The 23954-nt window shown below is 32.2% G+C and carries 23 protein-coding genes; 10 read left to right on the forward strand and 13 right to left on the reverse strand.

Annotated features, from left to right (window positions below; translation table 11 throughout):
• Positions 1-29 precede the first annotated feature (29 nt).
• The 6 genes from porG (at position 30) to murI (ending at position 6589) form a co-directional block, all read left to right on the forward strand.
• Positions 30-713 (forward strand): type IX secretion system protein PorG, encoded by a 684-nt coding sequence (gene porG, locus B0A78_RS01585; protein ID WP_014165011.1) that lies wholly within the window; start codon positions 30-32, stop codon positions 711-713.
• Complete coding sequence (locus tag B0A78_RS01590) at positions 713-1453, forward strand: isoprenyl transferase (RefSeq protein ID WP_014165012.1); 741 nt, start codon at positions 713-715, stop codon at positions 1451-1453. Before porG ends, B0A78_RS01590 begins: the two co-directional genes overlap by 1 nt.
• Positions 1386-4118, forward strand: coding sequence for an outer membrane protein assembly factor BamA (bamA, locus tag B0A78_RS01595; protein WP_014165013.1), 2733 nt, complete (start codon positions 1386-1388; stop codon positions 4116-4118). Before B0A78_RS01590 ends, bamA begins: the two co-directional genes overlap by 68 nt.
• A 69-nt stretch (positions 4119-4187) precedes the next feature.
• Positions 4188-5213: an OmpH family outer membrane protein gene (locus B0A78_RS01600; protein WP_065212969.1), complete on the forward strand. Its 1026-nt coding sequence runs from the start codon at positions 4188-4190 to the stop codon at positions 5211-5213.
• A 27-nt stretch (positions 5214-5240) separates the two neighbouring features.
• Complete coding sequence (locus B0A78_RS01605; RefSeq protein ID WP_014165015.1) at positions 5241-5738, forward strand: OmpH family outer membrane protein; 498 nt, start codon at positions 5241-5243, stop codon at positions 5736-5738.
• A gap of 71 nt (positions 5739-5809) precedes the next feature.
• Positions 5810-6589: a glutamate racemase gene (gene murI, locus B0A78_RS01610; RefSeq protein WP_014165016.1), complete on the forward strand. Its 780-nt coding sequence runs from the start codon at positions 5810-5812 to the stop codon at positions 6587-6589.
• A 2-nt stretch (positions 6590-6591) separates the two neighbouring features.
• On the opposite strand, the gene B0A78_RS01615 is transcribed toward murI, so the two are convergent.
• Complete coding sequence (locus tag B0A78_RS01615; RefSeq protein WP_065212968.1) at positions 6592-7104, reverse strand: gamma carbonic anhydrase family protein; 513 nt, start codon at positions 7102-7104, stop codon at positions 6592-6594.
• A 175-nt stretch (positions 7105-7279) separates the two neighbouring features.
• Positions 7280-8266 carry a PorP/SprF family type IX secretion system membrane protein gene (locus tag B0A78_RS01620; protein ID WP_041253189.1) on the reverse strand — a complete coding sequence of 329 codons (987 nt, stop codon included), beginning with the start codon at positions 8264-8266 and terminating at the stop codon, positions 7280-7282.
• A gap of 192 nt (positions 8267-8458) precedes the next feature.
• On the opposite strand from B0A78_RS01620, the gene B0A78_RS01625 reads away from it, so the two are divergent.
• Both B0A78_RS01625 and B0A78_RS01630 read left to right on the forward strand, forming a co-directional pair.
• Positions 8459-9352, forward strand: a complete 894-nt coding sequence (locus B0A78_RS01625) for a NifU family protein (RefSeq protein WP_014165019.1) — start codon at positions 8459-8461, stop codon at positions 9350-9352.
• Positions 9353-9783: 431 nt separating this feature from the next.
• Positions 9784-10536 (forward strand): mechanosensitive ion channel family protein, encoded by a 753-nt coding sequence (locus tag B0A78_RS01630; RefSeq protein ID WP_014165020.1) that lies wholly within the window; start codon positions 9784-9786, stop codon positions 10534-10536.
• Between the two features lie 89 nt (positions 10537-10625).
• Here B0A78_RS01630 and tsaB read toward each other — a convergent pair whose 3' ends face one another.
• The 3 genes from tsaB to B0A78_RS01645 all read right to left on the reverse strand — a co-directional run bounded on the left by tsaB (position 10626) and on the right by B0A78_RS01645 (position 14232).
• Complete coding sequence (gene tsaB / locus B0A78_RS01635; protein WP_014165021.1) at positions 10626-11288, reverse strand: tRNA (adenosine(37)-N6)-threonylcarbamoyltransferase complex dimerization subunit type 1 TsaB; 663 nt, start codon at positions 11286-11288, stop codon at positions 10626-10628.
• Positions 11289-11413: 125 nt separating this feature from the next.
• Positions 11414-12718 carry an efflux RND transporter periplasmic adaptor subunit gene (locus B0A78_RS01640; protein WP_041253190.1) on the reverse strand — a complete coding sequence of 435 codons (1305 nt, stop codon included), beginning with the start codon at positions 12716-12718 and terminating at the stop codon, positions 11414-11416.
• Positions 12719-12786: 68 nt separating this feature from the next.
• Entirely contained in the window at positions 12787-14232 is a 1446-nt protein-coding gene (locus B0A78_RS01645) for a TolC family protein (RefSeq protein WP_077225663.1), read from the reverse strand.
• 90 nt (positions 14233-14322) lie between these two features.
• Here B0A78_RS01645 and B0A78_RS01650 point away from each other — a divergent pair, with 90 nt between their 5' ends.
• Complete coding sequence (locus B0A78_RS01650; protein WP_014165024.1) at positions 14323-15720, forward strand: DUF4403 family protein; 1398 nt, start codon at positions 14323-14325, stop codon at positions 15718-15720.
• A 31-nt stretch (positions 15721-15751) separates the two neighbouring features.
• On the opposite strand, the gene B0A78_RS01655 is transcribed toward B0A78_RS01650, so the two are convergent.
• From B0A78_RS01655 to cyoE, 8 genes are all read right to left on the reverse strand, one after another.
• Positions 15752-15967, reverse strand: a complete 216-nt coding sequence (locus B0A78_RS01655) for a hypothetical protein (protein ID WP_162470278.1) — start codon at positions 15965-15967, stop codon at positions 15752-15754.
• Between the two features lie 22 nt (positions 15968-15989).
• Complete coding sequence (locus B0A78_RS01660; RefSeq protein ID WP_014165026.1) at positions 15990-16529, reverse strand: DUF420 domain-containing protein; 540 nt, start codon at positions 16527-16529, stop codon at positions 15990-15992.
• 55 nt (positions 16530-16584) lie between these two features.
• The gene (locus tag B0A78_RS01665; RefSeq protein ID WP_014165027.1) at positions 16585-17268 is read right to left on the reverse strand and encodes an SCO family protein; all 684 of its coding nucleotides are present in this window, start codon (positions 17266-17268) and stop codon (positions 16585-16587) included.
• A 20-nt stretch (positions 17269-17288) separates the two neighbouring features.
• Positions 17289-17966 carry a hypothetical protein gene (locus B0A78_RS01670; RefSeq protein WP_014165028.1) on the reverse strand — a complete coding sequence of 226 codons (678 nt, stop codon included), beginning with the start codon at positions 17964-17966 and terminating at the stop codon, positions 17289-17291.
• A gap of 76 nt (positions 17967-18042) precedes the next feature.
• The gene (locus B0A78_RS01675; protein ID WP_014165029.1) at positions 18043-18393 is read right to left on the reverse strand and encodes a cytochrome C oxidase subunit IV family protein; all 351 of its coding nucleotides are present in this window, start codon (positions 18391-18393) and stop codon (positions 18043-18045) included.
• Between the two features lie 16 nt (positions 18394-18409).
• Positions 18410-19387 carry a cytochrome c oxidase subunit 3 gene (locus B0A78_RS01680; RefSeq protein ID WP_014165030.1) on the reverse strand — a complete coding sequence of 326 codons (978 nt, stop codon included), beginning with the start codon at positions 19385-19387 and terminating at the stop codon, positions 18410-18412.
• 43 nt (positions 19388-19430) lie between these two features.
• Entirely contained in the window at positions 19431-20009 is a 579-nt protein-coding gene (locus B0A78_RS01685; protein WP_014165031.1) for a cytochrome c oxidase subunit 3, read from the reverse strand.
• Positions 20009-20914 carry a heme o synthase gene (cyoE, locus tag B0A78_RS01690; protein WP_014165032.1) on the reverse strand — a complete coding sequence of 302 codons (906 nt, stop codon included), beginning with the start codon at positions 20912-20914 and terminating at the stop codon, positions 20009-20011. Before cyoE ends, B0A78_RS01685 begins: the two co-directional genes overlap by 1 nt.
• Positions 20915-21155: 241 nt before the next feature.
• Between cyoE and B0A78_RS01695 the strand changes: the two genes are divergently transcribed.
• A partial coding sequence (locus B0A78_RS01695) for a beta strand repeat-containing protein (RefSeq protein WP_133065778.1) occupies positions 21156-23954 on the forward strand: 2799 nt, incomplete at its 3' end.

A 23954-nucleotide genomic window follows, 5' to 3' on the forward strand; every position in this document is an offset into this window, starting at 1 on the left:
AATTACTATATTTGCAACCTATTATAAAAATGAAAAAGTTAGCACACATTCTCCTGTTTATTTTGGCGATCAGCCAAAACTACGCTCAATTACACGAAATCGGTGTTTTTGGAGGGGGTAGTAACTATATGGGTGATATTGGAAGCACTCAATTTGTATCACCTAAAGAAGCGGCTTTTGGTTTTATCTACAGATGGAATAAAAGCAAAAGACATGCTTGGCGTTTTTCTGCCATGACCAGTACAATTAGTGGCAATGACACTCATTCAAACAATATAGCAAGAAATGAGCGCGGCTATTCTTTTCAAAACAAACTTTCAGAATTATCTGCTGGCTTAGAATTTAATTTTTTTGATTTTAACCTACATGAGAACAACTTTATTATCACCCCTTATATTCATTCTGGCTTAACTTATTTCAATTATAGAAATCTATATTTCAAAAATAGCAATAGTACCTCAAAACAAAGTTCTTGGGCATTTGCAATCCCTATGACAGCAGGTATAAAAATGAAGTTAACCGACAAGGTAATCTTAGGTTTAGAAACCAGTTTTCACTATACTTTCATTGATGATTTAGACGGTAGTTCACCAAAAGACAGTGCTCTGAAAAATCTTTCTTTTGGAAATACAAACAGTAATGATTGGTATACTTTTACTGGCATAACGTTAACCTATACTTTCGGACAAAATCCTTGTTATTGTAAAAATTAATGAATTTAATAGACAAAATAAACAAAGACAATTTACCCCAACACCTTGCCATTATCATGGACGGAAATGGCCGTTGGGCAAAACAAAAAGGAATGCTTCGCGTTTTTGGTCACGAAAACGGCACAAAGTCTGTACGTGTTACAGTAGAAACTTGTGTTAAATTAGGTATTAAAAACCTAACTCTATATACTTTTTCTACTGAAAATTGGAATCGACCAAAAATAGAAGTAGAAACCTTAATGAAAATACTCATTTCTTCCTTAAAAAAAGAATTAGATACTTTTATTAAACACAAGATTAAACTAAACAGTATAGGCAATTTAGATTTGCTCCCTAATAACGTACAAAAAGAATTATTAGAGGTAATAGAAAAGACTAAAAACAACGATCAGATGACACTAACTTTAGCATTAAGCTATGGTTCACGTGAGGAAATCTTAAATGCTGTTAAAAAAATATCCGATAAAGTTAAAAATAATATAATTTCAATTGAGAGTATTGACGAATCAATTTTTAATAATCATCTTTACACACATGATTTACCAGAAGTAGATTTAGTCATACGAACAAGTGGCGAACATAGAATCAGTAATTTTTTACTTTGGCAAATAGCCTATGCTGAATTTTACTTTACTGATGTTTTATGGCCTGATTTTAGTGAAAAAGATTTATATGAAGCCCTCATTAGCTATCAAAAAAGAGAACGTAGATTTGGAAAAACAAGTGAGCAAGTTAAATAATTTTACACAAGTTAAAAGCAGCATAAAATTCATGCTGCTAATTGCATTTACAAGTATTGCAATAAACGCACAAGCACAAGAAAGATTAACCATCGAAAATGGCAAATCCTATGTACTTAAAAAAGTAAATGTAACTGGTAAAGTTACCTACAACGAACAAACAATTGTTACGTTTGCAGGTCTATCAAAAGGACAAACCATAACAGTTCCAGGAGAAGAAATTAGTAATTCCATAAAAAAACTATGGAAGCTAGGACTGTATAACAATGTCAACTTCTATGTAGATAAAATAGAAGGCGATAGCATATCTTTAGAATTAAATCTAAATGAATTGCCTAAACTCAATGAAATTAAAGTCGTTGGTGTTAAAAAAAGTGCACGCGAGTCTTTAATCAAAGACAATGAGCTTACTGCTGAAAAAATTGTAAATGAAAACCTTTTAACAACAACCAAATATTACATTGAAAACAAATACAAAAAAGAAGGGTATTTCAACACAAAAGTAAATATAACCACTATTGAAGATACTGCTACCGTAAACCATGTAAATATGGTAATAAATATAGATAGGGGAAAAAAAGTACGAATAAAGGACATTGAACTAATTGGCAACAATGAACTTAAAAAAGGCGTTCTACTTCGTTCAATGAAAGACACTCGTCATTTAAGCTTAATGAATTTCTTAAAATTCAAATCAATGAAATTCAAAAAAGACAAATACAAAGATGATTTAAGTTTATTAATAGATAAATACAAAGAAAACGGTTATCGTGATGCAAGAATAAAATCGGATACTGTTGTCTATGATTCAAAAACAAATAAAGTTAAAATTAAAATTAACCTAGAAGAAGGTAAAAAATATTATTTTGGCGATATCAACTTTACTGGGAATACTATCTATAATGACCAACTCCTATCTAAATACCTAGGAATTAAAAAAGGCGATGTATACAATAGCATTTTACTAGACAAAAGAATTGCGGACAAAACACAACCTGATGGAGAGGATATAACCAATTTATATCAAAACAATGGCTATCTGTTCTCTAATATCAATCCTGTAGAAGTTAGAACAGATAATAATCAAATTGATCTTGACATTAGAATTGTTGAAGGTCCTTTGGCTCATTTTAATAAAATATCAGTCGTAGGCAATGACAAAACCAACGATAAAGTAATTTATCGTGAGTTACGAACAAAACCAGGAGAAGTTTATAGCAAAGAAAATTTAGTACGAACCATTCGTGAAATTGGACAATTAGGATTTTTTGACGCAGAAGCTATAAAACCTGATTTTGAAAATGTAGATCCAGCGGGTGGTACTGTAGACATTAAGTATCACGTTGCTGAAAAAGGAGCCAGCCAGATTGAACTACAAGGAGGTTATGGTGGAGGTGGCTTTATTGGTACACTGGGCCTATCGTTTAACAATTTTGCTTTAAGTAACATTTTTAAGAAAAATGCCTACAAACCACTTCCTATGGGAGATGGACAAAAGTTATCTTTACGTTTACAGGCTAGTTCTTATTTTCAAACTTATAGTTTTTCATTTGCAGAACCTTGGTTTGGTGGTAAAAAACCTATTCAATTTTCTGGTTCATTATCGTACAGCAAACAGTTTTCAAACAATTTTACAAACAATAGTGTAGACAGATCAAAAAACTTTAACATCTTCACAGTATCTTTAGGAATAGCCAAAAGATTACAGTTCCCTGATGATTATTTTGTACTTTCTCAATCTGTTAGTTACCAACATTACGACCTAAACAATTACAATATTGGATTATTTACATTTGGTAATGGTACATCCAGAAACCTTTCGTACACTATCGGACTAACACGTAATAACAAAGGTGTTAACCCTATATTTCCTACTTATGGTTCTGAATTTAGCATCATTGCTAAACTGACACCTCCTTATTCCTATTTTAACGGGGTAGATTATCAAAATCTTGGAAATTTAGCAGAAAATAAATTGTATGCAACAAACTCAACTGAAACGTACAATGTAGGCGATCCACTCATAAACAATAACGGTGTATTATCTAAAGCTAACTCTATAGAAGAGGCATCGCCTGACCCTGCTAAAATAGATCAAAAGAAGTTCAACTGGCTTGAATACTATAAAATAAAAGTTAAGGCAGAATGGTTTTCTAAAATATACGAAAAGCTAACATTACGCACATTAGGCGAATTTGGCTTCATGGGAGCCTATGACAACAAGCGCGGTTTAGTTCCTTTTGAACGTTTTTATCTAGGTGGAGATGGTTTGGCTAATTTTGCTATGGATGGTAGAGAAACCATTCAATTAAGAGGCTATCCTAATAATTCCTTGACGCCTACTATCACACAAGGAGAAAGAGCAGGTCAACAAATAGGAGGTACTGCTTTTAATAAATTTTCACTAGAATTACGTTACCCTATAACTTTAAAACAAACAGCATCTATATACATGATGGCTTTTGTAGAAGGAGGAGCTGCTTTTGAAGGTTTCAAATCATACAACCCATTTGCCATAAAACGTTCTGCGGGTGTTGGTCTACGAGTTTTCATGCCTGCTTTTGGTCTTTTAGGAATTGATTTTGCTCATGGATTTGACTCTATTAATCCAGGTGGTCCAAAATCAGGTTGGCAAACACATTTTATCATAGGACAACAATTTTAATTATATTTGACGTTATATTTGATATAACGTCAAATATATAAGCTCACAGCTTGTCAAAATTTAAAAAATATGAAAAGATTCTTATTAATCTTAAGTCTATTTACCATAACCAATACAATAGGACAGTCCAAAACGGGTCTTAAAATTGGTTATATAGATATGGAATACATCCTAGAAAACACTCCTGATTATAAAGAAGCTTCTTCCCAATTAGAAGAAAAAGCACAGAAATGGAAACAAGATATTGAGACTAAAAAAAACACGATTAACAAACTTAAAGAAACATTAAAAAGCGAAAGTGCTTTATTAACAAGAGAGTTAATTAAAGAACGAGAAGAAGAAATAAAGTTCCAAGAAAACCAATTATTAGACTATCAACAAAAACGATTTGGATCAAGAGGTGACTTAGCATTACAAAAAGAAGCCATCTTAAAACCTGTACAAGACCAAGTTTTCAATGCTGTTCAAGATCTAGCAGAAAAAAAACAATACGACTATATTTTTGACAAGTCTTCAGCACAAATGACAATGCTGTTTTCTGCCAAAAGATTTGACATTAGTGATCTAATAGTTAGAGTCATTACTAGAGCCGAAAAAAGAGAAGAACTAAGTAAAAAACAACAAAAAGCTTTAGAAGCAAAAGAAGCAAAAGAAGATGAAGTTGCTGAAAACGTAAATTTAGCGGAACGTAAAAAAATACTTGATGAAAAAAAATCACGTCGTGAACAAATATTAGAAACGAAACGTCTGGAAACAGAAAAAAAACGAAAAGATTACGAAGAAAAAAGAAAAAAACAATTAGAAGAACAAGAAGCTAAAAAAAATGGCACAACTATTGATTCTAGCCCAAGTAATAGTCTTTCCCAAAAAAGTACAACAAACCCTCAATCAGTTAACTTTAACAAAAGAGAAGACAAAAAAATAAATCAAGATTCCATACGGATTGTACGTGAAGCAGCAAGACAAGAATTAATAGAAAAAAACAAAAAAAACCTTGAAGAAAGAAAAAAAGCTTTAGAAGAAAAAAAGAAAAAAATCCTTGAAGAAAAAGAAGCTCAACGCAAAGCTCAAGAAGACAAAAAGAGTACTAATTAATTTTTAACTATACTAAACACTTAGATGATGAAACAATTGAAATCTTTATTAATTGCGACTGTAATGTTTTTAGGAATCAGCGGAATGAATGCGCAATCAAAAACAGCTCATATTGATGTTCAGCAATTACTTTCAAAAATGCCGGAAATGACTACTGCTAAAGCGCAGCTAGAAACGTTAAGCAAAACTTTAGATGCCGAGTATTCAAAAATGGTAACTGAATACCAAACTAAAATGAAAAAATACGAAAGTGAAGCTCAAACGGCTGGTGATGCTGAAAATGAAAAAAGAGCTAAAGAAATGCAAGATATGGGACAAAGAATCCAACAATATCGTGATAATGCACAAAAACAAATTTCTGACAAAGAAACTGAAGTTGTAAAACCTATTATGGAAAAAGCTAAAACTGCTGTAATTAAAGTAGCTCGCGCTAAAGGTTTTCAATACGTAATGGATTCTTCTGCTTTAATTTTAGCCGATGGACCAAACTTATTTGAAGATGTAAAAAAAGAATTAAAATTCTAATTTTATCAAAATAAATCCTTAAAGACTGTCTTGTTATTTTCCTCAAGGCAGTTTTTTTTTATTTTTGTTTTATGAGTAATACAAAACCTATAGGCCTTTTTGATTCTGGAATCGGTGGCACTTCAATATGGAAAGAAGTACATTCTTTATTACCTAACGAGAATACAATTTATCTAGCGGATAGCAAGAATGCCCCCTATGGTAAAAAAACAAAAGAAGAAATCATTGATCTATGTTTTAAAAATGTTGATTTTTTACTGCAAAAAAACTGCAAACTGATTGTTGTCGCTTGCAATACAGCCACCACTAATGCTATAAAAGAAATGAGAGCTAAATACCATATCCCTTTTATAGGCATTGAACCGGCCATAAAACCTGCTGCTACTCTTAGTGAAACAAAAACTATTGGTATTCTAGCAACAAAAGGCACCTTAACTAGTGAGCTTTTTAATCGTCAGTTGGAAAACTATAGAAATGTAAGGATCATGGAACAAATCGGACATGGTTTAGTTGAACTCATAGAGGATGGCAAAATCCAATCTGGAGAAATGAGAAAATTACTAATTTCTTATTTAAACCCAATGATTGAAGCAGGAATAGACTACTTGGTATTAGGATGTAGTCACTACCCCTATTTAATTCCTGAAATAAAAAAAATAATTCCAGATTCAATAAAAATTATTGATTCGGGATTGGCTGTTGCTAAACAAACCAAATCTATCTTAGAACAACATCAGATAGTTAATACTCAAAACACAAAAGGCACCACTGTCTTTTACTCAAACAGTGATGCTGCCGTTCTAAAGTCAATTCTAGGGTTTAATAAAAATGTTTTAGAATTAGACTTTTGATATTATTCCTTAAACCAACTCGAATACATTACATAATTATTAGAAATACGTTCAATCTCACCAGCAAAATCACTCTGATTAATATCTTTTACTTTTTTAGCTGGAATTCCAGCATAAATGGTTCCTGATTCTACAACTGTATTTTGTGTTACTACAGACCCTGCTGCTACAATTGAATTACTTTCTATAACACAACCATCCATTACAATAGCACCCATACCGATTAACACATTATCTTTTACAGTACAGCCATGTACAATGGCTTTATGCCCTATTGAAACATTGTTTCCGATTTCTGTGGAATGTTTTAAATAAGTACAGTGTATTACTGCACCATCCTGAATATTTACCTTATTCCCTATTCGAATTGAATGTACATCTCCTCTAATTACCGCATTAAACCATACACTACATTCCGTTCCAAAAGTTACATCACCTACAATAGTAGCATTTTCTGCAACATAACAATCTTCAGGAATCAAAGGACTTTTACCATTAACTGATTTTACTAACATATTTATAAAGATAAAAGAGGGTGTCCTTAGAGGTCGCAACCTTATCCTTTCGACCCAAGGGAGACTCGAACGAAGTGAACGGACGAACAAATTACATCGTACTAATGATGTGACTCCTCCTGTTGCCGAAGTGACAAACTAAACGTTAAGCTACTACTTTTTTAGACCCCACATATTAATTTACTGAAGGACAATTACAATCGTATTTTTCACGCTTACAACCAAAATTATAACCTAACGTTAACTGATGAAAACCACCTGCATCAAACTTTATATTGCCTATAATATAGCTATACGTATAAGCTAATATAAATTTCTTATAATTAACTCCTACAATAGGTGTAATATATTGTAACCGTTGTTTTTCTATGACTTCATTTTTTATATATTGTGCACCATCAAAACTATTTCTATAAGACAAACCTGCCCAAAGCTTTCCAAAGTCCATATTTTTGTAAGCTTTTATATTTACGTCTAAACTTTTTTCTTTTGTTAATTCAGCAAATAAAAACATGATAGAAGGTTCGTATAATATTCTATCACGATTACCAAAAATATAACCTGAATTAACGATATATTTTCTTAAATTACTTGATTCGACATCAGTATAGATATTTCTACTTTTAAAAACTGTATTTTTTACGGTAGCATGGACATAGAAATCAAGAAAATTATAAGAGGCACCAAAATCAATATTATAATAACTTGCACTTTGTACTCCTCCTCCAATAATAGGATCGAAGGTAGTTCCAAATTTTGTTTCGTCTAATTGTAGCTGATTTACCCCTACATTTACCCCAAAAGACAAACGATTTAAATCTATATCATTTCTAGAAAATAAAATATGATGCGCATAAGTAGCCTTAAATCCCCTATTAGAATGATTCCCATTACGATCATTAAAAAAAATAACCCCTACACCTGATTTACCCTCTTGGTCGACACTTCCATTAACACTCAAAGTCTGCAAAGCAGGTGCTTTATCATTACCAAACCATTGCTGTCTCCCAGTAACTCTAATTTTCGCACAATTGGCAGCTCCAGCCATTGAAGGGTGTAATAAATAATAATTATCCGTTAAATAATCGGAATACACAGGGATCTCTACCTGACCATACAAAGACAGGCTCATGAACGCCAATACAAGTAATAGGTACTTCATCTTATTTTCAATATGAATCTCCAAAGTTAAACTATTTTAACCTACTGAAAATAATCCCGCACTACAATTCGATACATTTTCGTTAAAATTCTTATAAGTTTCAACAATCCCTTCTATTATCCTAAACTTCTTTAGTAAATTTGCGTATAAAAAAATCTTCCTTTATTGGAAAACAAATCACACTTTATACACATGAAACTAATTACCATAAAAGAAACTTCAAACCCTTCTATCTTAAAATTTGAATTCTCTTATTTTATCTGTCCCAATCAAAGTTTTGAATTTAAAAATGTAGACGAATGCGCTGATTCCCCCTTAGCCAAACAATTATTTTATTTACCTTTTGTAAAAACTGTTTATATCTCAGGAAACTTTATTGCCATAGAAAAATTCAGTATAGTCGAATGGAATGATGTAAAACATGATGTAGCAGAACAACTTGAAAATTATGTTAATGCGGGTGGTTCTGTTATCATAGAAAAAGAAATTAAAAAAATTGCAGTAACTGTTTACGCTGAAAGCACACCTAATCCTTCCGTAATGAAATTTGTAGCAAGTAGAATGCTTACAAAACAAATCGTGGAGTGCAAAAACATAGACGAAACAACTGCTTCACCACTGGCAAAGGCTTTATTTAGTTTCCCTTATGTAAAGGAAGTATTTATTGATGAAAACTATGTTTCTATTACCAAATATACGGTAAGTGAATGGCAAGAAGTAACCAATGAATTACGAACTTTCATTAAAGAATTTATAGAAAAAGGAAATATAGCCGTAGACGAGACGAAGATTACTGTTTTACAACAACAAGAAAAACAACAAATCTCAAATTTTGACAACTTAGATAGTACTTCTCAAAAAATCATTAACATTATTGAAGAATATATAAAACCCGCTGTAGCTTCTGATGGAGGAAATATACTATTTGACTCCTATACCGAAGAAGATAAAAAAGTAAAAGTAGTTCTTCAGGGAGCTTGTAGTGGTTGTCCTTCTTCTACTTTTACTCTAAAAAACGGTATTGAAAATATGCTAAAAGAAATGCTTCATGATCAAGAAATAACCGTTGAAGCTCTTAACGGATAACTCTTTTTTAGTTCTATGAGATTGCCTATAAAAACTACGTTAATTAGATTTTTCATTATCCGTTTCTAATTTGCAACAAGTATTTTAAAGGAACAATACAAAAATCATCTTGCTTATACTCAAAACAAAACATGAATGAGCGTGTCGAAAAAGATTGCAATGGCGCATTTTTATTAAGTATAAAAATCACATTACCTACTTTTATCATTGAAGCAACAAAGCAAATATTGAATTAACTTTTTTTAGACCACTTCTACTCATTCTACTTTAGAACAAAACATCTTTAAAACAAAACACTTCTTTCGAGGTGTTTTTTTTTATTTTTAACCCAAATAGATGCTAATGATTTTTAGTATTTTCGCAAATATTTTTTAGTTTTTCTTTCTTATCTTTTATGTAAAAAAATAAATTTGTTATCAAATACGCTTACAATGATTAATATAAACACTTTAGAAACTGTAAAAGAACACGCTATTACCTACGCAATTAACATATTAACGGCTGCCTTAATTTTTATTGTTGGGATATGGCTTTCTAAGTTTATTACAAAAACGACAAAAAAAATACTGATTAACCGTAATATAGAAATCACATTAGTTGAATTCTTAGAAGATTTAATTTATTGGACTATAAGAGGTCTCGTTTTTATAGCTGTTATCTCAAAACTAGGTGTAGAAACTTCTTCTTTTGTTGCTATTTTAGGAGCTGCCGGATTAGCTATAGGCTTATCACTGCAAGGATCTCTTGCTAATTTTTCCGGTGGTATTTTAATTATCTTGTTCAAACCTTTTAAAGTTGGAGACAAAATAGAAGTTCAAGGAGAAATTGGCAAAGTAGAAGATATTCATATTTTTTCTACTAAATTAACAACGGGAAATAATCAAGTAGTTTATATCCCAAATGGTATGCTTTCGAATGGTAAAATAAAAAATCATTCGCAAAAAAACACATTAAGAAATGATTTTACTTTTAACTTTTCAATAGATAAAAACATTAAAAATACAAAATCTAAATTAGACACATTGGTTCAAAATCATCCCTTAATTTTAAAAGATCCAAAACCAGAGATTTTCATTGCTACGATAGAACCCGAAACATTTAGTCTTTTAATTCGTGTTTGGACACAAAATAGCGATGCTGTAGCTGTAAAATCAGATTTACTAAATTCACTTTATAATCAATAATTTTGAATAACTTATAGCAACCGTAAAATTCATACAAGTTTAGACTTTCTAAAATAAACACACAAAGGTCTAAACTTTATGGATTCTTATTATTTTGTATTTAACATAAATTCTTTTAGATAAAAAGGTTCAAAATAGGCTACATCTACAAAATCCTTTTTTAAGAACTTTTGATGAGCAATTTCTATCATCTCTTTAGAAGAGGGGAAAATGGCCTGATCATGGTAAACAAATTGGGTTGTATTGAGTACCTCTTTACACTTAGAAGCACCGTCTCCTAACAAATGTATCTTTTCCTGAAACTCAAAAAATGTATTCGCCTCAATAATTTGAGATTCAACTTTTCGTTGTAGTGTATAATCTACAGAAAAAATAGCTGTATAACATTCCATACGCCTAGCATCTATCATAGGAATAATAAATCCTTCGGATACTTTTATTTGTCTAGCTAGAACCTCTAAAGTATCCACCGCAATTAGCGGAATACTTAAAGCATAGCACAAGCCTTTAGCAGCAGACACTCCAATTCTTAAACCTGTATACGAACCAGGTCCTTGGCTAACGGCTATTGCCCCCAAATCCTTGGGTTCTATCTGAGCTTCATTTAAAACCTCTTTTATAAAGATATGCAATTTTTCCGCGTGGGTATATCCCAATTCTGCTATTTCACGAACTGCAACCAGGCCTCCCTCTTTAGCTAAGGCTACGGAACAATTACGAGTAGCCGTTTCTAAATGTAAAATATAAGTCATAGATAATTATATATACCACAAAAGTACAATAATCATAAAAAACAGGATTGATTCATTTAAAAAAATGACTCAACCCTGTCAAACAACAAACTTTTTTATGATTTTTTTATTCTTCTTTATCCAATTTATTTAGGTTCTTTATCTTTAGAACGTTTTTTTACTTTATCCCCTGGATTTAATTCTTTTGTCACTGTCGTATAAGGCCCTGTAATGATTGTTTCTCCTTTTTTTAATCCAGAAAGGACTTCTATATAGTTATCATCTTGAACTCCTGTAGTTATTACTTTCAAACGCACTTTATCCTCTTTTTTAACAAACACACACTCATATCGTTTTCCTTCTTTAATTGGTTCATTTTCTTTTGAATCAAACTCTCCTTCATCATTTTCTAAATATACTTTTCTTGAAGATGTTGTATCTGTACGCATAACTACAGCACTGATGGGAACTGCCACGACTTTTTCTTTTTGAGTCGTAATAATATCCACTGTAGCTGTCATACCTGGTCGAAAAGGAGCATAATTTGTAGGTTTCCCTTTTGTTAATTCTGCATACGATTCTTTTAGTATTCTAACTTTCACCTTAAAATTAGTTACTTGATCTGCTGAAGTGGTTAAGTTAGCGGAGTTAGAAATACTTGTTACAATTCCTTTAAACATTTTTTTAAGGTAGGCATCCACTTGAACATTCGCCTGATCTCCTATTTCAATTTTTACTATATCGTTTTCATTAACATCTACTTCTACCTCCATATTATCGAGATTAGCCACACGCATTAATTCTGTCCCTGTCATTTGTTGTGTTCCTAATACGCGTTCACCTAGCTCAACAGCTAGTTTAGATACAGTACCAGACATAGGGGCATAAATGGTTGATTTTCGTAAACTTTCACGCGATTCATTAACAGTGGCTGTAGCACTTTCTACATTAAAATAAGCAGCTTGTCTTGCTGCTTTTGCACTTTCAAAAACGGCCAAAGATTTATCCCACTCAGCACCTGAGATAATTCCTTTATCATATAATTTTTTATTCCGTTCATAACTTGCTTTAGCTTCTTTGTATTGTGCCTCTACCTGTGATAAATTAGCTTTGGTATTAGAAAGTCCTGCTTGTGTACGATTTACTCCTTGTAAATACAATTGCGGATTAACCTTAGCCAACAAATCACCTTTTCGAACCATTTGTCCTTCTTGAACAGGTAGTTCTATAATTTCGCCTGAAATTTCAGATGAAATTTTCACTTCCGTTTCGGGCTGAATTTTACCTGTAGCTGAAACGGTTTCTATAATAGTTCGTTGCCTAACTTCTTGCCAGTCTACTTCAACAACAGAGGTAGTATTCCCTAATATTCCTTTTTTTTTCAAGCCTATTAATCCTATTATTAGAAATATAACGCAAGTAATGAGTATGTATTTAGTTTTTGTTTTCATTGGTTTAGTATTTAACATCAAAGAAAAAAATCTTTATATAAGTATATTTAATTCTTAATTTATAGAATTTAAAAAATTGGGATTCCAAAATAAAATTCTAAAATCTTGGTTCTAAAAATATAATCATATTTTGTACGCAATACCTCGGATTCTGCATTGCTTAATTGGGTTTGCGATTGGTTGTAATCAAAAACGTTCATCAATCCTACCTCATATCGTTCTTTTGCATAATCAACTGCTTTTTGCCTTGCTTGTAAAACAACCAACGCTGCTTCATACGCTTTTTGGGCTCCTCTCGTATCTGTATAAGCGGTATAAACTGTACGCTCAAGATCCAACATTTGTTGTTCTAGGGCTAATTTAGATTTTTGAAAAATAATTTTAGAGCGATTTACATTATTTTTTACAGCAAAACCGTTAAAAATTGGAATACTTAATTGCAATCCAAAACTGTGTCCTTTGTTGTCATTTATTTGTTGAAAAAAGGGGCTAGCTTCTCCCAATACAGGAACTGTATTAACAGAGGAAACTAAATCACCTGTTGATTGTACAAAACCTATTTTTTTAATTGGATTTTGTGAATCTATTTCAAATCCTTTAATCATTTTTGCATAAGAAACCCGCGTATTTAAATTATAATACCCTTGTAGGTTGGGTTGATAGGCTCCTTTTGCTATATCAATATCTTTTTGAGCAATTTCTAAATTTGTTTGTGCCAATTTTAGTTCTACACGAGTCTGTTTTGCTTTATTAACAATAACATTGGGCGTTTCTGCCAAGACTGCACTTAATTTGGCTTCAACTTCAGTATCGGCAATATCAAAAGTATCGTATTCTTTCAATTGTAGTAACTGAGCCAAACTTAATTTTGAAATTAATACCGCATTTTCTGCACTAACGACCCTTTGAGTATTTGTTGCAATTGTAGCATTTATATCTAATAGATCGCCTTTAGGAACTACACCAGCGTTTACTAACTCCGTTGTTTTCTTTTTTTGTTCTGTGCTAAATATCAACTGTTCTTGTTGTACTTTTAAACTTTCTTTATTAAATAAAACTTGCAAATAGGCATTTATAACATTTAGAGAAATATCTTCTTTTATCTTAGTCAACTGATATTCTGATGCTATTTTTGAGAGATTTGCCTTTCTTAATTGATTTTGATTTTGTAATCCTTTGTAAATATCTATACCAAATGTTATCCCCGCGGAGGTAAATTGTGTGGTTTGATTTTCTAACAAACCTGTAGTTATATTCTGATTCAAGCCAATATTCCAAGAATGGGATACAGTTCCACTAATAGAAGGTAAAAACCTAGCAAATGCCATTTTTTTATTTACTACTGCTATCTCTGCATCTAGAGAAGATTGTTGTATAACTATATTGTTTACCAATGCGTGGTTAACACATTCCTTTAAAGTCCACTTCTTCTCTTGTCCCTTAGTTCCAAACCCTATGAATATTAAAAAGATAAGTATGTGGGATGTCTTTTTCATTGTTTTAGTTTCTTCCATTTTTTAGTATAAAAGATTAGACTATCAAACAAGGTCTTTGTTACAATCAGTTTAAAAATAATTTTACTTTTGTGACAAAATCATTATCACATGAAAAAACTATACTATTCCTTTTTTATTATAACTACCAGTATCGTATTAAATAGCTGTTCCTCAACCCAAAAAATAGAATTGATGCAACCCGAACCAGACAAAGCTTTACCTGTAAGTTATCCTACTCATTTATCCTACATAAATTTTCCCATACAACTAACAGTAAAAGATATAGAAAATCAAACCAACAAAGCCTTAACTGGTTTAATTTATGAAGATAATAATTTAGAAGATGATAAAATCATGGTTAAAATCTGGAAGAATACACCACTTACCATGAATGAAAAGGATCAAAAATTACAAACTATTGTTCCTCTAAAAATTTGGGCAAAAGTAAAATACGGAACTTCTTTATTAGGAATTGATCTTTATGATACGCGCGAATTTAATCTAAATGCAACGGTACGTTTACTCAGCAACGTTAATCTAGAAAATTGGCAAGTAATTACCGAAACACAACTACAAAATATTGAGTGGAATGAAAGCCCAACAGTAAGTATAGCAGGCAAAGATGTAAAAATAACCTACTTAATTAATCCTACATTAAAGTATTTTAAGAACAAAATAGAAAAAAGTTTAGATGATGCTATTAGCAAATCATTAAATTTTAAAAAACAAATTACAGAACTAATGCAAAAAGCAAGTGAACCTCTAGAAATGAACAAAAACTATGAAACATGGTTGCGTATCAATCCACAAGAAATTCACTCCACTCAAGCTCTACTAAAAGAAAACAAAATCAACCTGAATGTGGGGCTAAAATGTCAAATAGAATCTTTGGTTGGACAAAAACCTCAAAATACATTTGAAAAAAACAAACTCGTATTTAAAACCACACAAGAATTACCTAATAAAATAACAGCATCTCTGGTTGTGCAATCTACCTATCATGATGCTTCTAGATTAATAAACACTAATTTTAGAGGAAAAGAATTTAGTTCTGGAAATCGAAAAATTAGCATTCAAAATGTTGCCATTTGGCATAAACAAGGGAAAATGATTATTGCTCTTGATCTTTTAGGCAGTCTAAATGGTCGTATCTATTTATCTGGCTTTCCTAAATATGACACGGAAAAAAAAGAATTTTATTTTGACGATTTAGATTACGCTTTAGAAACTAAAAATAAATTGATAAAAACAGCTAATTGGCTCTTTCAAAGTGCTATTCTTCAGAAACTAAAAACCAATTGTAGATATTCTATTGCTACCAATTTAGAAGAAGGCAAAAAAAATATCATTCAATATATGAATAACTATTCTCCTATACAAGGTGTCTACATCAACGGAAAACTAACACACATTGATTTTGACAAAGTACAACTTACTAACGAATCTATTTTAGGATTTTTAACCATTACAGGTAATTTGAAGGTGGAAGTAAATGGTTTACAGTAAATAGTTTTTTAAAAGGAGAGTTAGTTTTCAACTAACTCTCCTTTTTTTTATACATTTTATAAACATAATAACCTGCCAAACCAACCAAAATATAAGGAATTGCCATTAGGTAAACAATACCGTCATTTATTGCTTCTCCTTGTGCCACATCTCCTGTACTTTCTAAGGATGCACGACACATTGCGCATTGTGCTTTAAAGGTTATAGGAAATAAAACATGAGCTATAAAGAATAAAATATTTTTCATTCTTATATTTCTACTTTTTGTTCTAACTAACATAATATGGAGAAATCATTAAATATACGATAACACCTGTTACTGCGACATAAAGCCATAAAGGAAATGCCCACTTAGCAATTAGTTTATGACGATCAAAACTTCCAGTTAATGCCCTTACGTATGTTATCAAAACAATTGGAATAATCGCTATTGAAAGCGCAATATGCGTAATTAAAATAAAAAAGTAGATTGATCTCATGATTCCAACTCCTCCATAGGGTGTTGACTCCGCAGTCATGTGATAGGCTACATACATTCCTAAAAAAGCTACAGAACAAGCTATTGCTAATTTTATTAATCGCTCATGTAAACTTATATTCCCTTTTTTAATAGATACTACAGCCCAAACCAAAAGAATAGCTGTTAAACCGTTTATTGTTGCATAAATAGGAGGCAAAAAGGTTAAAGGTTCTACATGAAACCCAAAATCTTTCAATTTAACTTTAAACAACAAGGCGACTACTAGAGGAATAGCAACCGACAAAATGGCAATCCCTACACTATACTTTTTTTCTAGATTATTTCCCATACTATTTTTCTATTGAAATTAAAAACTATTACTGCTATTAAAAACTATTCAATATTTATTCTGCTAATAATTTTGATATATCTTGCTTGATTTGTTTGATTCCTTCGGGTTTTAATCCATCATAGTATACTATCGGATTGCCATAGTTATCTTTACGACAGCGTATATTTCCTTCCTTATCTATTAAAGCAAACATACCTGAATGTTCAAAACCTCCACTTACTTTCTTATTTTGCCCTACATATAAATTAAATCCTTTTTGAGCTAAATTGTATATCTTTTCTTGATTCCCTGTTAAAAAATGCCAATTCATTCCTTTTAAGTTCATACTTTCCGCATGATCTTTCAAAACTTTTTGGGTATCTGTATCAGGATTAATGGTAATAGATGCAATGCCAAAATTAGCATTGGAAGCAAAACTATCCTGTATCAATTTCATATTACGATTCATAATAGGACAAATAGTAGGACAAGTAGTAAAGAAAAATTCTACAACAAAAACTTTCTTTTTATAGGTTTCGTTTGAAATTGTTTTTCCTTCTTGATTAACCAAAGAAAACTTAGGTGCAGAACCTACGGTAAACAAATCACTTTTACCAACTCCTTGATCAACTATCGTACTCAAGCGATCACTTTTTACAATTTCTCCTTCTTTAATTCGCTTAATAATTTTTGGAATAAAAATAATCCCAAAAACTAAAACAACAAAACTAACTCCTATGTATGATTTGTTTTTCATAGTTAACTGATGTTATAATATTATTTTTTATCATGTAAACGAAAATTTTCTTTATTCTTATTTCGTTTTAAAGCCAAACGATATTCTCTCAAAAGTATTTTTATATCATCTGTCATTTCGTTATGCAAATCAGCAGCTGAAGTAGTGTTATAACTTTCTTTATATTCTTCTACCCCTTCTTTATTCTTACCTATACGTCCTCTATGATTAATATCTTTATCTAAAATAAACACTTCGGAAGTAGCACAATCATCTGAAAGTTTTCCTTTTAGTTTGAAAGAATCATAATAAGTTTGAATTTCAGGCTTAGAAGCAAAAACGATATGATAACCGGACATATTTTCGGTAAATCCTTTTAATTTTTCAAGCAATTCTTTTATTTGATTTTGGTTCCCATCAACCACCAAAAAAACAACTTGAAAGTCTTTAAATCCAACGTATTTATCATAAATTTTTTGGTTAAAATTAAATACATTGCCTTGAATGCTCTTAATATCGCTTCCTAAAAATCCCATAACTGTTATTTTATCTCTTAATGTTACAGGTTCTTTATCTAAAGATTTCCATTGTTTAGGCAAATCAAGATTACGCTTTGAGATAGTAGGTAAAAACAGTTGGTTATGAGTAGCCGAGGCAAAAATCAAATAAATAACAATTGGCAAAACCAACAAGATTATAAGTATTATTTTTTTCTTCATAATAAAGAATTTTGTGAGGATACAAAAATAAAAAAATCCCGATCTAAATCGGGATTCTTTATGAATTAATATGTTGTTAAAAATTCCACTTTATAGTTGAATTTTTGAACACCTCAAATACATAATCAGCCTCAACTAATAAGATAAAAACTAAATATATTATTAAGAATACTAATGGCGCTACTATAGACCATCGTAAAGAAGAAACTTCTCCTTCAAGGTGCATAAACGACCACATAATCCCGTATGCTTTAGCTACAGTTAAGATAATGAAGATCCAATTAAGTAAATTCGTACCTAAAACATTTGTAAAATAAAGTGAATCAGGCTTATAAATACCCAAAACAACTTCTATGATTGTTATAACAGAAAGTATTCCAAAAACTTTCCAAATTTTTCCCGCGTTCGATTCGTGTGCGTGTCCCATAATCTTACTTTTTTTATTATACTAAGTAGAAGAATGTAAATACAAACACCCAAACTAAATCTACAAAGTGCCAGTATAAACCTACTTTTTCAACCATTTCATAAGTCCCTCTTCTTTCATAAGTACCTAAAAGAACATTAAAGAAGATGATAATATTAATAACAACACCTGAAAGTACGTGAAAACCGTGAAATCCTGTAATGAAGAAAAAGAAATCAGCAAATAGTTTATTTCCATACTCATTTTGCTTTAAATTAGCTCCTTCAACTACTGATTTAGCTCCTTCCAATCTTTTTAAAGATTCCTCACGAGTTAAAACGATTTTTTGTTTTGTTTCTGGATTAACCTTTTCAGAACGGATTAATAAATCAGGATTTGCCTTAAACCCCTCTACCACTTCTGCAACTGATACAGAAGGCAATGCTGACTCATCGACAAACCACAACCCTTGATTACTTGTATGTTGTGTTCTTTCTTCTGGCAACTGTAACGCAAACTCATGCAAAGCTACACGTTTACCATTCTTATCAACAAATTGTAAAATTGACCCTCCTTTGGTTTCTACAGCACCATACTCGCCTTTGATAAAATTCTTCCATTCCCAAGCTTGAGAACCAACGAAGATTAAACCTCCGATAATAGTAAGGAACATATAGATTGCTACTTTATCTTTTTTCATTTGGTGCCCTGCATCAACAGCTAACACCATAGTTACAGATGAAAAAATTAAGATAAAAGTCATCAATGCTACATAATACATGGGAGCAGGTACTCCATGCATGAATGGGAAGTGAGTAAACACTTCATCGGCCAAAGGCCAAGTTTCAATAAATTTAAATCTTGAAAAACCGTAAGAAGCAAGGAATCCAGAGAAAGTTAAAGCATCCGAAACGATGAAGAACCACATCATCATTTTACCATAGCTTGCTTTCATAGGCTCGTTTCCGCCGCCCCAAACTTTACCTTCAGTACTTGTAGTAACTGTCGTTGCCATAGAATTCATTTTAAAAAGTTGTCAAATTTACATTTTTTATTTTTTATACGAAATACAAAAATAGAAACAAATATACCCAAAGAAAATCTAAAAAGTGCCAAAACATCGCACCTAGCTCTATTCCAGAGGTTTGAGTAGAATTATACTTTTGTTTATAATGATTATAAATTATAATTAACAAAGAAATCATCCCTGCAAAAAGGTGAACTAAATGCAACAAAGTCAACATATATAAGAATGAAGTTGTCACTGTACTTTCGCTTCCTGTAAAGTAATAACCCATTGCAATAATTTGACTAAATCCTGTAAATTGCAAAAAAACAAAGATCAAACCCAAAACAAAAGTTAACCCTAAGTACAGTGAAGTCTTAGAACGATTATCTTTACGTATCGCCAACTTAGCCAAATGAATTGTTATACTACTCAAAACAATTACAATTGTGCTAATTACAAACGCAGGAGGCAAAACCATATCATGCACCCAGTCTTTACGAGAAGCACTAACTAAATAAGCACTAGTAAGCCCCGCAAACATCATAAACATACTTAACATCCCGAATAACAAGATTAACTTGTATGAACGAACTTGTTTTTGCCTTTCTTCTTGTATAGTAATTTCCATTATCTTAAAAATTTATCTAAAACATACACTATTTGTAATAGCGATATGTAAGTTACACTCACTAACATTAAACTCTTGGCTGCTTTTGGTGTTTGTTGTTGATACAACTTAACCGCATACAATAACATCCAAATCCCCATACCTAAAACCAATACGGCTGACAAACTAGATAAATACAACTGTCCTGTATAACCAAAACTTGGCAAAACAGAAGCCACCACCAACCAAATTGTATACAAAATAGTTTGCATAGCCGTTGATTTATCTCGATTACCCGTTGGTAACATAAAAAAACCTCCCTTTTTATAATCATCAAACAAAAACCAGCCTATAGACCAAAAATGAGGGAACTGCCAAAAAAACTGAATCAAAAACAATGTACCCGCCTCAATTCCAAACTCATTAGTAGCAGCAACCCACCCTAACATAAAAGGAATTGCTCCAGGAAAAGCACCTACAAAAACAGATAAAGGCGTTTTAGTCTTCATAGGTGTATATACACTCGTATACAAAAAAATAGAAATAGCCCCGAACATGGCCGATTTCTCATTGATATTATACAATACAACAACCCCTAAAACAGCTAAAACAGTTGCTATAAAAAAAGCTCTATTTACTGTCATTCTTCCCGACGGAATAGGTCTATTTTTAGTACGATCCATCAAAGCATCCAAATCTTTCTCAATAATCTGATTATACGCATTTGAAGCACCCACCATACAATACCCACCAATGGTTAACATAATAAGGGTAATTACTGTATTCTGATTAATTTCATCAACTCCTAACATAAAACCAGCCAGAGAAGAAAAAACAACACTAACAGCTAAACCTGCTTTTGTTATTTCTTTGAAATCAAACAAAAAAGTTTTTAACGATAAAGATATTTTATGAGTAGCACTCAAAATAAAAATTTTAAAAATTGCGACAAAGATACATTTTAGTTTAAAAGTATAAAAATCTAAATTAACTTTAATTATATAGAAAGTCTTTTCTCATTAATGAGAAAAGATACAATTAACTCTAATTCTATTAAAATCAAAAAAATAGGATTTCATCTTTATGAAAAATGTTATAAACTAGAATTATTTCTACAAAATAAGCTAAAAAAAACTATTAACTTTACGCTATAAAATATTAAAAAAAATGAAAGCCCCCAATCTTCGAATACAAATAATTTTTTTATACCTATTTTTAAGCTATCTCTTCGCGGATGTAGCATCTGCACAAGTTGCAGATGCAGGTAAAGCTACAACAGGTAGTGGACTTTATAAAGATCGTATCTTTTGGTTAAATTGGGATCTTAATAAAGACGGCGCTGGAGGTGATTTAATTACTAACGGATCCTCAAGAACTTTCACTTCTCCCGCGGGTGTCCTTTATCAAGCCACAATATCAAACGTTACAGGCACTCCCAAATCCAGTAATTCTTATGATTATTCTGGAAACAACTTTCCTAGTGGTTATGGAAATATTGGAGGAAATACTGGAGCTGGTAACATTGTGGGTATAAACAACGGGTGCAATGCTTGTACTTCTACTTTCAGAATTACCATAACAGCCAATTATCCAAATGGCATATCGGGTAATGTGGCCGCCTTTGTCATAGGAGGAACAGAAACACTAGCTAGTACTAGCGAATTCTATCAAATTACAGTCCCATCAGGAACCGTAAGATACTTAGATAAGTATATAAAAAATGATAATTGGACTAACTCATCCATCCGACTAGACGTATCAAATGCAGGACGAACCATTAAAGTTACCAATCCTGGAACTGGAGATAGTAGAGGTGATGCCTTATTAATTGCTGAAGATGTTCCCTATATAGACGCTCAAGTAAAAGGAGGTGGCGGACAACATTTTGGTATTGGTTTTATAGAGGATCTAGATTACTCTGATGCTCCTAACTCATACGGAAAAGCTACTCATATAGTAAACAATTCTATCCAAGGAGGAACTTTTACCTCACCTAGTCTAAATACCTTAAGCACAACAACCAACGTATCAGACACACAAAAAGGTTCTTTTGTAAGCCCAAACTTGATTCTTGGTACTAATATAGATGTTGAAAGCAACTATAATCCCGTAACTAATGGCACGACACCTAATACAGATGACATTACTGGAATTGATGATGAAGATGGCATACAAGATATTAACTGGTCTACGTGTACAGGAACCGTATTTGTAAAAAACACCACTGCCAGTTTAGCTTATTTAAATTTATGGATAGATGCTAATTCAAATGGTATTTTTGACAACAATGAAAACACGAATGTTACAATTCCTTCGGGCACAAATGGAAACATAAATGTCCCTTTAAATCCAATTAGTGGCCTCACTTCTGGCAACAGTTATTATGCTAGATTAAGATTATCCACTACTCAAAATCTTCCTCCTTCTGGTTTTGCTGCTGATGGAGAAGCTGAAGATCACTGGGTAAATATTACAAAAACAACATTAACTACTAATCCTCTTACTTCCTGCGTTGGTTCTCCTATAATCTTCACTTCTATTTCAGGGATGCTTAATTATAACTGGACGGGACCAAATGGTTTTACATCGAATCAACAAAACCCAATAATAGCAAATAGTAATACTAGCCATAATGGTGTCTACACACTGGTTGTTACAACACCTGGAGGCTGTACTATATCAGATTCAACAAATGTAATAGTCAACCCATTACCAACAGCTCCTATTATATCAAGTATAACACAACCTAGCTGCAATGTTTCTACAGGAAGTGTTAGTTTTAATAATTTACCTTCATCGGGCACATGGACTGTTACAGCTTCACCTAGTGGCACTAGCATAACAGGTTCTGGAACTAATGCAATTTTTAATGGACTAACAGGAAATAACACCTATACTTTTACTGTCACTAATTCTAATGGATGTACTTCTGCTGTAAGTGCACAGGTTCTTATCAATGCGCAACCTGCAACGCCTAATGCGCCATTAGCGGGGGCTGTTACCCATCCTACTTGTGCTACTGCTACGGGTAGTTTTCAAATTATGGGGTATAATTCCAATAGTGTTTATAATTTCAATCCTGCGGTTTTAAATATCTCGGCAACGGGAGTAGTTACTGCTAATGCGGGTACTTATACTTTTACGGAAACCAATGCGGCGGGATGTACTTCTGCTGTAAGTGCACAGGTTCTTATCAATGCGCAACCTGCAACGCCTACACCCCCTACAGCTACAACATTACAACCTACTTGTACACTATCAACAGGTACCATTACCTTTACTACACAAACGGATGTAGAATACAGTATTAATAACGGAACAAGTTATCAAGCCAGCAACGTATTTAGCGGATTAAATCCTGCTACCTATACCTTACGAGTACGAAGTACTACTGATAACACCTGTACTGCACAAGCTGCTACAACTATTACTATTAATACACAACCAGTAACACCATCAGCCCCTATAACAGGAGCTATTACACAACCAAACTGTATCACTTCAACAGGAAGTGTTATTTTAAATGGTTTACCAACATCAGATCCATGGACTATTATAACATCGCCAAGTGGTCTCACTTTAAATGGCTTTGGAACTAGTGTAAATTTTACAGGACTAAATCCAGGTAATACTTATACCTTCACAGTTACTAATTCTAATGGTTGTACTTCACCTCCATCATCTGCTATAACAGTATATAATCAAATATGTGCAGTAAATGGAACAACAGCGCCACTAACGGCCAATGATACACTTAATGGAGCATTGGTAACAGTAGGAACAGCCCCTGGTAATGTTCAAATTACAGCAAGTACAGTTCCTGTAGGTTCTGGGCTAATCGTAAATCCAAACGGAACAGTATCCGTACCAGCTAATACCCCTGCCGGAACATACACCGTTAACTACACCATTTGTGAAGTGAACAACCCTAAAAACTGCAGCAATGTTAATTCAATTGTAGTAGTA

This window comes from Flavobacterium columnare NBRC 100251 = ATCC 23463 (assembly GCF_002530675.1).
Classification (GTDB): domain Bacteria; phylum Bacteroidota; class Bacteroidia; order Flavobacteriales; family Flavobacteriaceae; genus Flavobacterium; species Flavobacterium columnare.

Coding starts and splice junctions, on each gene's coding strand:
- porG (WP_014165011.1), top strand. CDS start 30: ATGAAAAAGTTAGCACACATTCTCCTGTTTATTTTGGCGATCAGCCAA.
- B0A78_RS01590 (WP_014165012.1), top strand. CDS start 713: ATGAATTTAATAGACAAAATAAACAAAGACAATTTACCCCAACACCTT.
- bamA (WP_014165013.1), top strand. CDS start 1,386: ATGAAGCCCTCATTAGCTATCAAAAAAGAGAACGTAGATTTGGAAAAA.
- B0A78_RS01600 (WP_065212969.1), top strand. CDS start 4,188: ATGAAAAGATTCTTATTAATCTTAAGTCTATTTACCATAACCAATACA.
- B0A78_RS01605 (WP_014165015.1), top strand. CDS start 5,241: ATGAAACAATTGAAATCTTTATTAATTGCGACTGTAATGTTTTTAGGA.
- murI (WP_014165016.1), top strand. CDS start 5,810: ATGAGTAATACAAAACCTATAGGCCTTTTTGATTCTGGAATCGGTGGC.
- B0A78_RS01615 (WP_065212968.1), bottom strand. CDS start 7,104: ATGTTAGTAAAATCAGTTAATGGTAAAAGTCCTTTGATTCCTGAAGAT.
- B0A78_RS01620 (WP_041253189.1), bottom strand. CDS start 8,266: ATGAAGTACCTATTACTTGTATTGGCGTTCATGAGCCTGTCTTTGTAT.
- B0A78_RS01625 (WP_014165019.1), top strand. CDS start 8,459: ATGAAACTAATTACCATAAAAGAAACTTCAAACCCTTCTATCTTAAAA.
- B0A78_RS01630 (WP_014165020.1), top strand. CDS start 9,784: ATGATTAATATAAACACTTTAGAAACTGTAAAAGAACACGCTATTACC.
- tsaB (WP_014165021.1), bottom strand. CDS start 11,288: ATGACTTATATTTTACATTTAGAAACGGCTACTCGTAATTGTTCCGTA.
- B0A78_RS01640 (WP_041253190.1), bottom strand. CDS start 12,718: ATGAAAACAAAAACTAAATACATACTCATTACTTGCGTTATATTTCTA.
- B0A78_RS01645 (WP_077225663.1), bottom strand. CDS start 14,232: ATGGAAGAAACTAAAACAATGAAAAAGACATCCCACATACTTATCTTT.
- B0A78_RS01650 (WP_014165024.1), top strand. CDS start 14,323: ATGAAAAAACTATACTATTCCTTTTTTATTATAACTACCAGTATCGTA.
- B0A78_RS01655 (WP_162470278.1), bottom strand. CDS start 15,967: ATGAAAAATATTTTATTCTTTATAGCTCATGTTTTATTTCCTATAACC.
- B0A78_RS01660 (WP_014165026.1), bottom strand. CDS start 16,529: ATGGGAAATAATCTAGAAAAAAAGTATAGTGTAGGGATTGCCATTTTG.
- B0A78_RS01665 (WP_014165027.1), bottom strand. CDS start 17,268: ATGAAAAACAAATCATACATAGGAGTTAGTTTTGTTGTTTTAGTTTTT.
- B0A78_RS01670 (WP_014165028.1), bottom strand. CDS start 17,966: ATGAAGAAAAAAATAATACTTATAATCTTGTTGGTTTTGCCAATTGTT.
- B0A78_RS01675 (WP_014165029.1), bottom strand. CDS start 18,393: ATGGGACACGCACACGAATCGAACGCGGGAAAAATTTGGAAAGTTTTT.
- B0A78_RS01680 (WP_014165030.1), bottom strand. CDS start 19,387: ATGGCAACGACAGTTACTACAAGTACTGAAGGTAAAGTTTGGGGCGGC.
- B0A78_RS01685 (WP_014165031.1), bottom strand. CDS start 20,009: ATGGAAATTACTATACAAGAAGAAAGGCAAAAACAAGTTCGTTCATAC.